At 39.3% G+C, this 15,353-nt stretch carries 9 protein-coding genes; 7 read left to right on the top strand and 2 right to left on the bottom strand.

Features of this window, described 5'->3' with window-relative positions; all coding sequences use genetic code 11:
• Positions 1–51: 51 nt before the first annotated feature.
• Both U0R11_RS01230 and U0R11_RS01225 read left to right on the top strand, forming a co-directional pair.
• Positions 52–522 carry a DUF3592 domain-containing protein gene (locus U0R11_RS01230; protein WP_406749430.1) on the top strand — a complete coding sequence of 157 codons (471 nt, stop codon included), beginning with the start codon at positions 52–54 and terminating at the stop codon, positions 520–522.
• A gap of 55 nt (positions 523–577) precedes the next feature.
• A complete protein-coding gene (locus tag U0R11_RS01225) occupies positions 578–1,408 on the top strand; it encodes an inositol oxygenase family protein (protein ID WP_406749429.1) in 831 nt (276 codons plus the stop codon).
• 70 nt (positions 1,409–1,478) lie between these two features.
• On the opposite strand, the gene U0R11_RS01220 is transcribed toward U0R11_RS01225, so the two are convergent.
• Together U0R11_RS01220 and U0R11_RS01215 are read right to left on the bottom strand one after the other, a co-directional pair.
• Positions 1,479–1,988 (bottom strand): nuclear transport factor 2 family protein, encoded by a 510-nt coding sequence (locus U0R11_RS01220; protein WP_406749428.1) that lies wholly within the window; start codon positions 1,986–1,988, stop codon positions 1,479–1,481.
• A 17-nt stretch (positions 1,989–2,005) separates the two neighbouring features.
• The gene (locus tag U0R11_RS01215) at positions 2,006–3,235 is read right to left on the bottom strand and encodes a serine hydrolase domain-containing protein (RefSeq protein ID WP_406749427.1); all 1,230 of its coding nucleotides are present in this window, start codon (positions 3,233–3,235) and stop codon (positions 2,006–2,008) included.
• Positions 3,236–3,390: 155 nt separating this feature from the next.
• Here U0R11_RS01215 and yidD point away from each other — a divergent pair, with 155 nt between their 5' ends.
• The 5 genes from yidD to U0R11_RS01190 all read left to right on the top strand — a co-directional run bounded on the left by yidD (position 3,391) and on the right by U0R11_RS01190 (position 15,297).
• A complete protein-coding gene (gene yidD, locus U0R11_RS01210; RefSeq protein ID WP_406749426.1) occupies positions 3,391–3,594 on the top strand; it encodes a membrane protein insertion efficiency factor YidD in 204 nt (67 codons plus the stop codon).
• A gap of 455 nt (positions 3,595–4,049) precedes the next feature.
• The gene (locus tag U0R11_RS01205; RefSeq protein ID WP_406749425.1) at positions 4,050–7,049 is read left to right on the top strand and encodes a SusC/RagA family TonB-linked outer membrane protein; all 3,000 of its coding nucleotides are present in this window, start codon (positions 4,050–4,052) and stop codon (positions 7,047–7,049) included.
• Positions 7,050–7,095: 46 nt separating this feature from the next.
• A complete protein-coding gene (locus U0R11_RS01200; protein ID WP_406749424.1) occupies positions 7,096–8,565 on the top strand; it encodes a RagB/SusD family nutrient uptake outer membrane protein in 1,470 nt (489 codons plus the stop codon).
• 103 nt (positions 8,566–8,668) lie between these two features.
• Positions 8,669–11,971, top strand: coding sequence for a VCBS repeat-containing protein (locus tag U0R11_RS01195; RefSeq protein ID WP_406749423.1), 3,303 nt, complete (start codon positions 8,669–8,671; stop codon positions 11,969–11,971).
• Between the two features lie 14 nt (positions 11,972–11,985).
• Positions 11,986–15,297 (top strand): VCBS repeat-containing protein, encoded by a 3,312-nt coding sequence (locus U0R11_RS01190; RefSeq protein WP_406749422.1) that lies wholly within the window; start codon positions 11,986–11,988, stop codon positions 15,295–15,297.
• Positions 15,298–15,353 lie beyond the last annotated feature (56 nt).

Here is a 15,353-nt window from a genome sequence, read left to right as displayed (position 1 = left end):
TTAGTTTGGCCAAAATTCAGGGTAGAAAATCCCTTTTTGATTAAATTTCACATGGAATTGAATTTCATTTTTTTGATTTCAGCAAGACCAACTGGCAATTTTCAGGGTTCAACAGCCTTGTTCATGGCTCTGTTTGCTGTTATAGCCTTGGTACTTTTAGGAGTAGGAGGAAGGTTATACCAAAAACGTAAAGCTTGGATTGAGCATAGTAAATTAACTTACGGAAAGGTGGTTGAGATTTCTCGTCGCTACGCCCGCGGAGATCATGCGGGTCGTTTTCCTATTTATTTCCCCATCGTATCTTATTATGTTAATGGCCTAGAATTTCGTCGGGAAGCCGAAAGAGGTTTGATGAAAAATTATGAGATTGGTCAGGAAATCCCAGTTCGATATTTGTCTGAAAAGCCTTATGAGGCATCATTAAACGAGCAATCTGTGCCTGTTTTGAGTCCAAATGTGTTTTTTATCCTTGGAATACTGATGTTAATCAGTGCGATTATTTTATCAGTAATACATCCCTAATTTTTATTTTTAAAATCTTAGTTAGTAATTTGTAATCCAAATTATGTAAAGCACCATGGAAACTACTATTGCCAAGGAAAAAAGTGAATTTAGAAATTACGAGCAGGGAGATATTACTGCTGCTGTCAAAGAGCATTATAGAAAGATGCGCTCGCGTCAAACCTATGATTATGTTCAGAAGATGAAGAAAAAGTATTTGACTTTTGAACGTCCAATGGACTTATGGGACATGATGGAGCGTTTAAATGCCTTGGTGGACGTAAGTGATCCAGATTTAAATCTTCCCAATGTGATACACTTATTGCAAACAGCTGAGGGTCTTCGCGCAGAAGGTCGTCCTGATTGGATGCAATTAGTAGGATTGATTCATGACTTGGGGAAAGCCATGTATTTATTCGGAAGTGATGAAGATGGTACTTCTCAAGCCGAGCAGTGGGGCCTAGTAGGAGATGTTTTTGCTGTCGGATGTAAATTCCCTGATTCTTGTGTTTACCCAGAATTCAATGCCTTAAATCCTGATTCCTTAGTGGATTTGTACAATACTGATTTAGGTGTTTATGCTCCAGGTTGTGGTTTAGATAATTTGGAATTAGCTTGGGGACATGATGAGTATCTGTACCAAGTATTGAAAAACCATAAAGACAATAAAATCCCTCATGAAGGTATGGTGATGATTCGTTATCACTCATTCTACCCTTGGCATACAGGTGGTGCTTACAAGCAGTTTATGACTGCCGAAGATGAGCAGTACCTAGATTGGATCAAGGATTTTAATAAATACGATTTGTATACCAAATCTCCTAAAGTACCTGATTACAACGAATTGAAGCCCTATTATGAGCCAATCGTAGAGAAGTACCTAGGAAAAGGTCCTATCTATTGGTAGTTTCATCATAGATATAAATAAAAAAAGGTCTGAATTTTTTCAGACCTTTTTTTATGGAGTACCTGTAATTTTACCAGCCATCATCCTTTTTCGGTTTTACCACTTTCTTTGTCGCACTAGCAGGAGTCTTCCCAGCTGTTCCAGCCGATCCTTTTACTTGTACATCGTGGTCTACCCGACTGAATACGCGGCATACTATTTTCCATTCGTCGTTGACTTTTAATAAACTCAATAAGTCAATGTATTTGAAATCTTGAAATTCTAATTCAACTGTCGCAGTAGCAGAAATACCAGCATAGGAATAGCTTACTAATTTGGTGGTGGCTTTAGCTCCACCTACCGGTGTATTTCGAATGAAGTTTCTAACAGGAAAATCTTGGATTTTACCCGTGCCAGCATTAAAGGTTCGTAAAATAGCGGTTGGGTGGAAGGCTTTACCTAATGAAGCGGTATCCCCTTTTGTGATACCATCCAAATAGGCATTGACCGTGTTTTTAATGGCATCGTCGTCTTGCGACCAAGCCAATGTACTAAAACATAGGCAGGCTAGACAGGTGAGTAAAGTAGTTTTGATTTTCATGATTTTGTCAAATTTAATTATATGCCACCCGTAAATTCCATGGGCAGAGATTCACCTTTCATGAACAATGCTGTTTTTTCGGGATATAGAATCGATTGAACGATGTTTACTTTTCCCAAAGAATGGTTAGCCATATTACCAAGAATGATGATGGCCGAATTGTCTTTGGCATTGTGTAAATAATAATTTTTAAAACCATGCCACCAGCCCGTGTGGTAGGTTAGCCATTCTCCATTATCTAATTGAGTTAATCTCCAACCAAACCCATAGTTTTTTGGTAATACATTGGGAGTACGATGCTGAGGAGAAAAAGCTTCTTCCAGCGTACTTAATTTGACCATGGATTCATCATTTAAAGCCATATCCCAGTGATGCATATCATCAACTGTCGAATAAATCCCTTTGTCTCCTACCACGCCATCCAAATGGTCAAAACCCACCACAGCGGGTTGTCCTCTTCTTGGAGAATAACCTGTGGCAGCCGTTTTTAACATTTCTGGATGCATGGGGTCATACACAAAAGTATTGTGCATTCCTGCAGGCTCAAAAATGTGTTTCTTCAAATATCCACGGAAATCCTCCCCACTTAACCGCTCCACAATATGTGCCAAGAGCAGGTAATTGGTATTGTTATAACTAAATTTGGCATTTGGTCGGTAGTCGATTCTAGGTTTCAAACGAATCATCATATCGACCACCATTTTATTTGTGAGCGGGCTTTTTTTATCGTAAAATTTATCCAAGCAATAGGCATAATTCGGTAAACCTGAGCGGTGAGTTAATAAACTGCGGATGGTTAAGCTAGAATCATAAGGGAATCCGGGGATATGCTTGTAGATAGGATCATCGTAATTCAGTTGGTTTTTTTCCTTCAATTGCATAATCGCCACGGCGGTAAACTGTTTGGACACCGAAGCCAGCTGAAAATGCGTTTGAGTAGTTAATGGGTTTTTGGTGAAGTAATTGGCAAAGCCAAAAGCCTTTTTATAAATTATTTTACCGTATTGGGATACAAGTACGACTCCATTGAAACCAGTTTTGGAATGAAGCTTTTGGAAAAAGGTATCTAATTTAACCGCCTTCTGTTTCGCTACCGTGGGATTATATAAGGAAGCAATACTATCATTTCTTTTTTCCGTGGCAGAACTGAATTCAAATAGGTGTCCTGGTTGATGAGAACAAGACAGAATCCCGATAAATGCGCTTAGGGAGAATAAAAAGATGGATTTTGTGAGATTCAATTTCATGAACGGTTGGGTCTTTTTATGCTTCACAATATAGTAGAAATGTATAGTTAATTCAACTCAAATACAGTAAAAACCAATAAAATTGGAGTAAAAAGACTTATTTTGGGAAATCTTTGTTCAAAATGGGAATAATTTCAAACCTCATTCGTCAATTCATGTTAATCCTCCTTCGAATTTATCAAGGAATGATTTCTCCCTTTTTGCCCAATGCTTGTCGTTATACTCCCACCTGTTCTGAATACGCCAAACAGGCTTTAATCAAGCATGGAATCTGGAAAGGAAGTAAGCTGGCGGCCAAGCGCATAGCCCGTTGTCATCCCTGGGGAGGAAGTGGCTATGATCCGGTGCCGGAAGATTAATATTTCAATCATTTAGTGTATACCGCATTGCTTTTGGCTCAAATTTCCATCAATAATGTAGGGAATTAGGATAAAATTATATTCATTTTCAAAAAATGTATATAATAATTAAGGGATGTCTTTGGTCAAATTTTTAATTGATTTCTCCCATTTTATGATGGTTAAATGATTAATATAGACTACGAGTGCTCTTTTTTTCGGATGTGCTCATTTCTTCCCTGGGGCATTTTACTATACCTATTGTACAATTTATTTGTCGAATTATTCTACCTTTTACCGTTAAATCATTTTTTTTCTCATTTATTCTTAGTTTTTTTGTAAAAATTTAGAAACAACAACGAACCATTATTGCGAGCTTACTCCGGTGTTTGAATACGTTAAATCATTCCCAATAAACTCTTAGTTGTTCTAGGTTTTATAATCATTTATCATTTTAAACCCTTAATTAATCACCTATGATGCATTCTTACAAAAGAGTGGGTCGCCTAGTGCGATCAGGTGCATGCAAGCTTGGCCTTTTACAGGTTTTTGGTGTTGCATTTGCACTATTATTATCCTTGAGTTCTTACGCTCAGGATGCAGTTTCAGGGAAAGTGACTGATGCTAGTGATGGCTCAGGTATCCCTGGAGTGTCTGTTTTAATCAAAGGTACCACCAAAGGTGCTCAAACAGATGTTAACGGTAACTTCAAAATTAATGCTGCGTCCAATGCGACTTTGGTATTTTCTTTTGTTGGTTATTCTTCTAAAGAAGTTTCTGTTGCAGGAAAATCCGTTTTAGAAGTAAAGCTTTCGCAAGAAGCTAGATCATTGGAGGAGGTAGTTGTAGTAGGTTACGGTACTCAAAAAAGAAAAGAAATTTCTGGAACAGTAACTAGTTTAGGTGCTAGAGATTTTAATGCTGGGGTTGTAACAAACCCATTAGCTGCTGCGCAAGGTAAAGTGGCAGGTTTGGTAATTACTCAATCGAGTGGTGATCCTAATGCTCGCCCTACCGTACGTTTGAGAGGTACAGGTTCATTGAACGCAGGTTCTGAGCCCTTGTATGTGATTGACGGTGTGATTGGTGCTCCTATTGAAAACATTGCTCCAGAGGACATCGCTTCTATGGACGTGTTACGTGATGCATCTGCGGCTGCTATTTACGGTTCTCGTGGAGCTAACGGTGTTATTTTGATCAACACAAAACGGGGTAAATCAGGTATTCCTACCGTAGATTATTCTACCTACGTAGGTAGCGAGTCTATTTCTCAGCGTCCAGAGTTGTTGAACGGTGCTGAATTCCGTGCTGCTGCCAAGAAATATAATCAGACTTTTGATGATCGTGGAGCCAATACGGATTGGTTAAAAGAGATTACTCGTAATGCAGTTTCTCAGAACCACAACTTAGGAGTTTCTGGTGGATCAGAAAATTTAGCATACCGTGCTTCTATAGGTTATTTAGATCAAATCGGTACTTTGATTGGATCAGGTAAAAAGCGTTTAACAGGTCGTTTGAATTTGGATGCCAAAGCGATGGACGGAAAATTGAACATGAAGTTCAATATGTCAGCTTCTCAAACGGATGGTCAATTTACGGATAACCGCGCGATTGGTTTTGCCATGAACATGCGTCCAACAGATCCTGTGTACAATGCGGATGGTACATATTTCCAGATTCCTGGAACATTTGCCAACTTCAATCCATTGGCTACTTTAGAAAACAGATCGAACAAGCAACGTTTGCATGACTTTTTATTCAATGCACAAGCTGCTTATACCATTACGCCAGGTTTAGTATTCAACGTGTCAGGTACTTTACGTACTCAGACAGCAGATAACTCGGCTTTTGCTCGTTCTACTCCAGGTAACTTGTTGTTAACAGTAGGAGGTAACTCGGCTCAAAGATTCTTGAACTCGGTTACGGATCAGCAATTTGAGGCTACATTGAACTACACGAAGAAATTAAACGATGTGTCTAACTTGGTTGTTTTAGCTGGTTATACGTATCAAGATGTGGTGAATGATGGTTTTGGTGCATCAAACAATAACTTCTTAACCGATGCATTTGAAGCGAACAATTTGGGAGCTGGTTTAGGTATCCGCTCTAACCCGAACTTATTAGGTTCATACAAGAATGAGTACAAATTGGTTTCTTTCTTGGCTCGTGCTCAATATAGCTTAATGAACAAGTATTTCGCTACAATGAATGTGCGCCGTGATGGTTCTACTAAATTCGGAGATAACAATAAATGGGGTTTATTCCCATCTGTTTCTGTGGGTTGGGCCATCAGTGAAGAAGATTTCTTAAAAGGATCAAGTACTTTGGATAACATGAAAATTCGTGCTAGCTGGGGTAGAACTGGTAACTCGGAAGGTATTCGTCCCTTGTTATCTAAATCATTTTACGGAGCCAATGGTTCTTATTATGACGGAGCTGCGGACGACTTCTTGCCAGCTTACGCCATTCAATCAAACCCAAATCCGAACTTGAAATGGGAAGTAAACGAAAACTACGGAGCAGGTATTGACTTCTCTATCTACAAAGGAAAGTTAACAGGTTCATTAGATTGGTATACACGTCAAACAAAAGACATGTTGTACACCGTTAACGTGCCACAAGAGCAAGGTTACGTTTATCCTTCCATGTTAGCCAATATTGGAACGATGCAAAATCGTGGGCTTGAGTTAACCTTAACTTACCAGTGGATTGACAAAGGAGATTGGTCTATTTATTCAACATTGGCAGGTTCATTTAACCAAAATGAAATTGTTAGCTTAAGAAATGATCAGTTTGCTGCGCCAGACCAAGTATTCTTATCCACTTCATTAGGTAGCTTTATCCGTGGTACATCAGCTGTTAATTTCTCGGTGTTACAGGCGGGCCACCCAGTAGGAGAGTTCTTCGGAGCTAAGATTGCTAAAATTGAGAATGGTAAATACATATTCCAAGACCTTAATGGTGACGGAGTTGTAGATCCAAACGCAAAAGATAGAACGTATTTAGGAAATCCAAACCCAACTTTCGTGGGTGGTCTTACGACCAACGTTCGTTACAAAGCCTTTGATTTCCAGTTCCAAGTAACTAGTCAACTAGGTGCAAAAATTGTTAATACGAACGCATTATTGTTAGGTCGTCAGGATGGACGTATCGCTGAATCAGGAGCTTTGAAATCAGCTTTAACCTCTGTCATCAATGATGAGCGTACCATCCCAATGGACTATTATGTAGAGTCAGGAGATTTCTTCCGTATTAACAATGCTTCTTTGGGTTATACTTTACCGGTAAAAGGAGTATTTAAGAGAGCACGTATTTATGTTGCAGGTAATAATTTAGCTGTATTCACTAGTTATACTGGTGTAGATCCTGAGGTTAGTCAAGCATTATCAATCGGTTCTGCTGCTCCGGGAATTGACGTTCGTGAGACCTATTACAAAACTCGTGCATTAACTGCGGGTATTAATCTTACGTTCTAGATATACAAATAGATTAGTTATAGACATTAATTAATATCATTGAAATATGAAAAAATACATATATAAAGTACTTTCAGTAGGTGTAATTTCATCGTTAGCCCTATCGTCTTGTACAGATTTAACTGAGCCAGTGTATGATGCTATTCCGGCAGATCAATTCTTGAAAACGGATGCACAGATTGCGGCGGCACTTGGACCTGCTTATGGAGGTTTGAGAGGTATTACTTGGGATTGGTTCAATCCTAGTGAAGCGTCTTCTGATGAGTTAATCGTACCTACCCGTGGTGGTGACTGGTACGATGGAGGAGATTGGTTAGCTTATTCACGTCATACTTGGACTCCACAACACGGTCCTATCAATGGTATGTGGGGATTCATTTTTGGTAACATTTCTCAAGTGAATCAATTGATTCCAGTTGTAAAAACAAATCAGAAAGCGGTGGATGAGCTTCGTGCTATCCGTGCATTCTATTACTTCATGGCCATTGACGCATTTGGTAATGTACCTATTATCACCGACCCTACTTCGAAAAGTGATACTAAGCCACGTGCTCAAGTGTACGCTTTCATCAAATCTGAATTGGAATCTGCGATTCCTAATTTAGTTGCAGGTAAGGCATATTCTCGTATGACAAAGGATGCAGCGACGATTTTGTTAGCCAAGTTGAAGTTGAATGCTGCTGTTTATTCTGGAACTGCGGATTGGCAAGGTGCTTTTAATGCTGCTGATGCAGTCATTAAATCAACTAACAACTACAGCTTATCATCTTCTACGGCCTCTAACTTCATTGTTCAGAACCAAGGTTCAGGCGAGAATATTTGGACTATTCCTTTTGATAGCTTCAAAGCAGGTGGTATGAACTTCCAAATGAGAACCCTACACTATGCGAACCAGCAGACATACGGTTTAGGTAACTCACCTTGGAATGGTTTCTGTACTTTAGCAGATTTTTATAACTCATTTGAATCCAAAGATTTGCGTCAATCGATGTGGATCAAAGGTCAGCAATTTGCTGCTTCTGGAGCTCCTTTGACGGACGCTAAAGGAGCACCGTTGGCTTTCGTAGCTGATTTCCAAAAAGATCAGATGACGGATGCGGATCCTGAATTCCAAATTGCGGGTATTCGTTCTCAGAAATATGAGATCCAACGCAATAACCCGAATGGAGACCAGTCGAATGACTACGTTGTTTTCCGTTTGGCAGATGCGATCATGATGCGTGCTGAAGCTGCTTTCCGTTTAGGAAATACGGCTCAGGCATTAGCTGACTTGAATACCATCAGAACTCGTTCTGGTGTAGATCCATTAAAAGCGATTACAGCTGAAGATATTTTAGCTGAGCGTGGACGTGAGTTTGCTTGGGAAGGATGGAGACGTAACGATATGATTCGTTTCGGAACTTTCTCTCAAGTTCGTAAATTCATGAAAGTAACGGATAAATCGCGTGAATTATTCCCAATACCTCAACCACGTATTGACGCGAACCCATTGTTGAAACAAAACCCTGGGTATTAATTTATAATTTAATGATAAAAAGGCAGAGCCCCTGGTTCTGCCTTTTTATTTTATTCTGTCTATTCCCTTTGTAATTTGCAGCCCTAATTAGAAATCCTTAAGCATGAAGCAGTATTTCCTGTTTTTTTCTTTTTCAATTGTCCTGTTTTCTTGTTCTACCAAAGAAGACACGTTATTCGAAGAACTACCTGCTTCCGAAACTGGGATCGATTTTGTCAATCGAAGTTTGGATAGAAAAGATTTCAATATCTTTAATTACCGAAATTTTTATAATGGAGGAGGCGTTGCCATCGGAGATGTTAATAACGATGGATTGTCTGATGTATTTGTGACATCCAATTTTGAGGATAATAAATTGTACCTCAACAAAGGCAATATGCATTTTGAGGATATTTCTCAGCAAGCAGGAATTACGGGAAAGAAATTTTGGTCCACCGGTGTCACTTTTGCCGATATCAACGGCGACGGACTGATGGATATTTATGTGTGTAATTCAGGCTCACGAGATCAACGCGGGAATCAGCTTTATCTTAACCAAGGCATTAAAGCGGGGATTCCTCAGTACAAGGAAATAGCCAAAGAGGCAGGCTTGGAAGATGGTGGATTTTCTACCCATGCGGCATTTTTTGACTATGACCGCGATGGGGATTTAGATATGTATTTGCTCAACAATAGCTTCACTCCGATTGGTAAATTAGGGTATATGAATTTGCGTGAACAACGCGATAAATTAGGAGGAGATAAACTATTCAGAAATGATAGCGAGGGTCAGATCAAATTCACCGATGTTTCAGAAGAAGCTGGAATTTACGGAAGTTTGATTGGTTTTGGATTAGGAATCACCATTGGCGATGTCAACAATGACAATTGGCCAGATATTTATATTTCCAACGATTTTTATGAAAGGGATTATTTGTACATCAATCAACAGGATGGCACTTTCAAGGAAGACTTAGAGAAATCAATGCCCCACATTAGCTTAAGCTCCATGGGAGCAGATATTGCGGATATCAATGACGATGGGAACCTGGATATTTTTGTAACAGATATGTTGCCAGGGGATGATCGTCGCTTAAAAACGACCAGTATTTTTGAAGGCTATAACCTCATGGAACTGAAGCTGAAACAAGGTTTTTGGCATCAATACATGCGAAACAACCTACATTTAAATAATGGGGATGGAACCTTCAGTGAAATTGGCCAATTGTCGGGAGTACATGCCACGGATTGGAGCTGGGGAGCATTGATTTTTGACATGGACAATGATGGCAAAAAAGACATCTTTGTAGCCAATGGAATCGCCAAAGATTTGACAGATCAGGATTTTGTCGATTTTCTAGGTGACCGAAACACCATGCAACAAATGCTGAATGGGAAGAAATTTGATTATAAAGAGTTTACCGATAAGATATCTTCGGTACCGATTCCAAATTATGCCTACCAAAATCAAGGAGATCTAAAATTTACCAATCAAGTGAAAGCTTGGGGTTTAGAAGGTCCAGGATTTTCCAATGGTTCGGCCTACGGAGATTTAGATAATGATGGTGATTTGGATTTGGTCGTGAATAATGTGAATTCCCCTTTGTCTGTTTATAAAAATAAATCTACCGAAAAGCTGAAGCACCATTTTTTACGCGTTGCGCTCAAAGGCAAAGCAAAAAACTTAAATGGAATTGGCGCTACGGTGACAGTTTATCAGCAAGGCCAAACTAGAATTTTACAACAAATGCCTAACCGGGGGTTTCAGTCTTCCTGTGACCATCAAATGGTCTTTGGGCTCGGAAATAAATCAATAATTGATTCGCTAAAAGTAGTTTGGCCCGATGATTCCTATCAAGTGATTAAGTCAGTCAAAGTAGATCAATTGGTCGTTTTGAATCAATCAGCTGCCAAGGATAAGTGGTTCATGAAGGAAGCTAATAAGCATTTGCTTTTTGCAGATGTGACTTCTGGTAAATTGAATTATGTACATCAAGAAAGTATTTTCAACGACTACGACCGAGACGTATTATTGAAACAAAAGTTTTCTACCATGGGACCAGCCATGGCTGTGGGTGATGTGAATGGAGATGGACTGGATGACATTTATTTGGGGGGTGCGGCTGGTCAGGATAAAAAACTATTTATCCAGCAATCCTCTGGTGCATTTAAAGAATCTCAACAAGCTGATTTTGCTTTTGACAGAACCACCGAAAATACAGATGCGCTGTTTTTTGATGCGGATAAAGATGGTGACTTAGACTTGTTCGTAGTAACAGGCAGTAATGAATTTGAGATCAATGCTCCTGAATTGCATGATTTATTGTATTTAAACGATGGTAAAGGACAGTTTAAACGAGATACTCGCTTTCCAGCGATTAATGAAAATGGATCATCTGTGGCTGCTGGAGATTTTGACCATGATGGAGACCTCGATTTATTTGTAGGTTCTCGCATGCTTTCCACTAAATATGGCTTGAATCCTGTGAGTAATTTGTATGTCAATGATGGCACAGGTGGATTTAAAAATCAAAGTAAGCGTTATTTGCCAAATGTATCTGCGCTGGGTATGGTTACCGATGCCGAATGGGTGGATGTGAATGGAGATCATTATTTGGACTTAGTGGTTGCTCAAGATTGGGGTGCCATTAAGGTATTTAAAAATGAACGAGGAAGACAGCTTAGCTTGATGGAAGATGTGAAGGGCTCTGAAGGTTTATGGAGTTCCATGAAGTCAGCGGATATTGATGGTGATGGAGATATGGATTTAATCGTAGGAAATTTGGGATTGAACTCTAAGATTAAAGCCACAGTAGAGAAACCGGCCTTTTTGCATATAAACGATTTTGACAAAAATGGTAGCTATGAACAAATCATTTCATGCATCACAGAAGATGGTAATACCTATCCGATGGTGCTTAAAGGTGAAATTCAACGTGCTTTGCCATTGATTAAAAAGAAATTTATCAAGTACAAGGATTATGCCAATAAGACCATAGAAGAATTGTTTGATGAAGATCAGCGACAAGATATGGTGACCAAAAAAATAACGACTACTTCTTCTTCTTTTATGATTAATGATGGGAAAGGTCATTTCACCTTGGCGGCCATGCCGGTGGAAGCACAGTTTTCTCCGATTAAAGCGATAGAAACGGGAGACTTTAATCAAGATGGCAAACTGGACATACTCTTGGCCGGAAATTTCTTTGATACTCTTCCAGAATGGGGAAGGTTTGATGCCAATTATGGCCTTCTTCTTTTAGGAAAAGGTCAAGGAAAATTCGATGTGCTTACATCCAAAAATTCTGGATTTAAGACCTTAGGCCAGGTTCGAAATATGGCCAAAATTAAATCGGCAAAACAAGGAACCTTACTGGTTTTAGCCAAAAACAATGAAGCCGCTCAGTTGTTTCAATGGAATAAATGACCTGTTTTTTTTACATGAAAGTAGTGAATAAAGCCTTAGTAGCCCTTTTTTTATCTTATATCTTGTTCGCTTGTCGGACGAATGATTCCGATGTGGTGTTGTTTGAGAAATTGGATCCTAGTCAAACCAACATCAACTTCATCAACCAGATTACTGAAACGAAAGATTTTAATATTTTAGATTACCTCTATTTTTATAATGGGGGAGGGGTGTCATCTGGCGACATCAATAATGATGGATTAGTTGACCTATTTTTTGTTTCAAATCAAGGGAAAAGCAAATTGTATTTGAACAAAGGCAACATGCAGTTTGAGGATATCTCTCAAAAGGCAGGCATCGAAGGATTTTCGGATTGGAAAACGGGTGTAACCATGGCTGATGTCAACGGTGATGGTTTGCTGGATATTTATGTTTGTGCCGTAGGTAATTTCAAAGGAATGGAAGGTTCCAATGAATTGTACATCAATAATGGAGACCTAACATTTACGGAAAAAGCGAGTCAGTTTGGTTTGGATTTTACAGGCTTTTCTACTCAAGCCGCCTTTTTTGATTACGATAAAGATGGGGATCTGGATTGTTATTTATTGAATCATGCCGTTCATAATACACGTTCCTATGACCGTGTAAATACCCGTATGCTGAAAGACAATGAAGCGGGGGATTATCTATACCGAAATGATGGTGGGCGTTTTGTGGATGTGTCCAAAGAAGCAGGAATTTACCAAGCAGCCATGGGCTATGGATTGGGAATATCAGTGGCTGATTTGAATAATGATGGTTGGATGGATATCTATGTAAGTAATGATTTTCATGAAGATGATTACTACTACATCAACCAGAAAAATGGTACTTTTCATGAGGGTATCAAAGAGCATTTTAAGCATTTGAGTCGCTTTTCTATGGGTTCAGATATTGCAGATATCAACAACGACGGATACCAAGATATTATGACCTTGGATATGTACCCAGAAGATGAAAAAGTAGAAAAATCATCCGTAGGAGAAGATCCATTAGATATTTATTTATACAAATTACAATTTGGCTATTTCAATCAGTATAGTCGCAACTGCCTACAGTTAAACATGGGTGGGGAGAAATTTAGTGACGTGGCTGTTTCTTCGGGGGTAGCTGCCACCGACTGGTCTTGGAGTACTTTGATGGCCGATTATGATGGAGATGGCATCAAAGACATCTTTGTTTCCAATGGTATTTTACGCAGACCGAATGACTTAGATTACCTCAAATTTGTTATTGGAGATTCTTTGCATTATGGTCTACCCACTTCGCATCAGTTGGATCAAAAGGCCATCGATCTAATGCCTAGCGGAAAGTGGCACAATTACCTTTTTCAAGGTTCTAAAGATTTACGATTTAAGGATAAATCTACAGCATGGGGTTTTGAAGCAGCTAGTATATCCAATGGAAGTTCTTATGCGGATTTAGATAATGATGGCGATTTGGACTTAATTACGAATAACCTGAATGAGGCAGCAGGAATCTATCAAAATAATGCCCGACAGTTATTAAAGAATAATTACATCAAAATCAAATTCAAGGGCTCAGGTAAAAACACCTTTGGAATTGGGGCCAAGGTTATTCTGAAAACCAAAGATGGTCAACAATTGCAACAATTAGTACCCACTCGAGGATTTATGAGTTCGGTGGAGCCAAGTCTGTTGTTTGGAATAGGAAAACTAACTCAAATAGACTCGGTATTGGTAATATGGGAGAATGAAAAAATGCAAATCTTGACCAAGCCTAGCATCAATACGACCTTGACAGTCGAACAAAAAAATGCGACTATCTGGGTAAAAGATTTTTCATTTGTGACCAAGCCCAAGCCTCTTTTTGAAGAGATGAGTAAGGTTATGAATATTCCTTACAAGCATCAAGAAAACACCTATTTCGACTTTAACCGCGAATTGTTGATTCCTTTCAAAGTGTCCATCGAGGGGCCAAAATTGGCCCTTGGTGATGTCAATGGAGATGGATTAGACGACTTTTATGTAGGAGGGGCCAAATACCAAGCTGGACAATTGTACTTACAAAATAGTACAGGATTTGTGCTTTCAAAGCAAACAGCATTTTTAGTAGATTCTTTGCAAGAGGATGTGGATGCCTTGTTTTTTGATGCAGATGGAGACAAAGACCTAGATTTGTATGTGGTTAGCGGGGGTAATGAGTTTTATGACAACATGCCTGAGCAATTTGATCGCTTGTACATCAATGACGGGAAGGGAAACTTCACGCGTAATTTGGCGGCTCTACCACCCATGTTTGATAATAAATCGGTTGTTCGACCTATCGACTTTGACCGAGATGGGGATATAGACTTGTTTGTAGGTGGGCGGGTTTTGGCTTATCAGTATGGCCTTTCTCCTAAATCCTATTTATTGATCAACGATGGGAAAGGGAGATTTACGGACAAAACACAGTTGTTAGCACCTGAATTAAGAGAAGCAGGTATGATCACTGATGCCGTTTGGGTCGACTTAGACAATGACCGGGATCAAGATTTGGTAGTCATCGGAGATTGGATGCCCATTAAAATGTTTTATTATGACCGCGGAAAACTGACATTGAAGGAAAATGAATTGTCGGATTTGACAGGCTTCTGGGGAGGATTAAGTGTGGGAGATTTCGACAAAGATGGCGATATGGATTTAGTGGTGGGTAATTTGGGAACCAATTCCAAGCTACGACGAGATCCGGGTGGAGAGCTGAAGATGTTGATTAAGGATATTGATCATAATGAAACCAAAGAACATATTGTTTCCTATAACCGAGCTGGAAAAGATACATGGTATCCGATCAACAGTAAAGATGAAATGGGGAAACAGATTCCAAGCATCATCAATAAACGCTTTACAGATTATAAGAAATTTGCGGGTTTAAGCATTGATGAACTATTTGAAAAGGAGGAGCTGGAAGGAGCTCTCGAAAAACGAATTAATACCTTTGAATCTATTTACGTAGAAAACCTAGGTGGAGGCAAGTTTAAAAGAAAGGATTTGCCAAGCCTGGCCCAAGTATCCAAAATCATGGTGATCAAGACCGAGGATGTGAATCAGGATGGGAATTTAGATGTGATTATTGGCGGAAATTTTAATGGAGCATCCATGTATCAGGCTCGATATGACGCATTCTTCGGACTGATTTTAGCCGGAAATGGTCGAGGAGATTTTAAAGCCTTGGTTCCAACCGATACAGGTTTACTCTTAGAGGGCGACATACGAGATATCAAGCCAATCAAAACGGCGAAGGGACTATTATATTTGGTGAGTAGGAATAACGACCAATTGCAAATATTCAAAAAGCTGAAATAATCCATGGGGCTTAACCAAGATAGACTTCTTGTTTTGTGGTTTTCGCCCCTATGCTT

It is taken from the genome of Aquirufa salirivi, assembly GCF_045310485.1.
GTDB lineage: Bacteria > Bacteroidota > Bacteroidia > Cytophagales > Spirosomataceae > Aquirufa > Aquirufa salirivi.
This window is presented reverse-complemented; position numbering and strand designations above follow the sequence as displayed.

What these genes read in the sequence shown, in the direction of transcription:
- U0R11_RS01230 (WP_406749430.1), top strand. Translation starts at nt 52, where the DNA reads ATGGAATTGAATTTCATTTTTTTGATTTCAGCAAGACCAACTGGCAAT.
- U0R11_RS01225 (WP_406749429.1), top strand. Translation starts at nt 578, where the DNA reads ATGGAAACTACTATTGCCAAGGAAAAAAGTGAATTTAGAAATTACGAG.
- U0R11_RS01220 (WP_406749428.1), bottom strand. Translation starts at nt 1,988, where the DNA reads ATGAAAATCAAAACTACTTTACTCACCTGTCTAGCCTGCCTATGTTTT.
- U0R11_RS01215 (WP_406749427.1), bottom strand. Translation starts at nt 3,235, where the DNA reads ATGAAATTGAATCTCACAAAATCCATCTTTTTATTCTCCCTAAGCGCA.
- yidD (WP_406749426.1), top strand. Translation starts at nt 3,391, where the DNA reads ATGTTAATCCTCCTTCGAATTTATCAAGGAATGATTTCTCCCTTTTTG.
- U0R11_RS01205 (WP_406749425.1), top strand. Translation starts at nt 4,050, where the DNA reads ATGATGCATTCTTACAAAAGAGTGGGTCGCCTAGTGCGATCAGGTGCA.
- U0R11_RS01200 (WP_406749424.1), top strand. Translation starts at nt 7,096, where the DNA reads ATGAAAAAATACATATATAAAGTACTTTCAGTAGGTGTAATTTCATCG.
- U0R11_RS01195 (WP_406749423.1), top strand. Translation starts at nt 8,669, where the DNA reads ATGAAGCAGTATTTCCTGTTTTTTTCTTTTTCAATTGTCCTGTTTTCT.
- U0R11_RS01190 (WP_406749422.1), top strand. Translation starts at nt 11,986, where the DNA reads ATGAAAGTAGTGAATAAAGCCTTAGTAGCCCTTTTTTTATCTTATATC.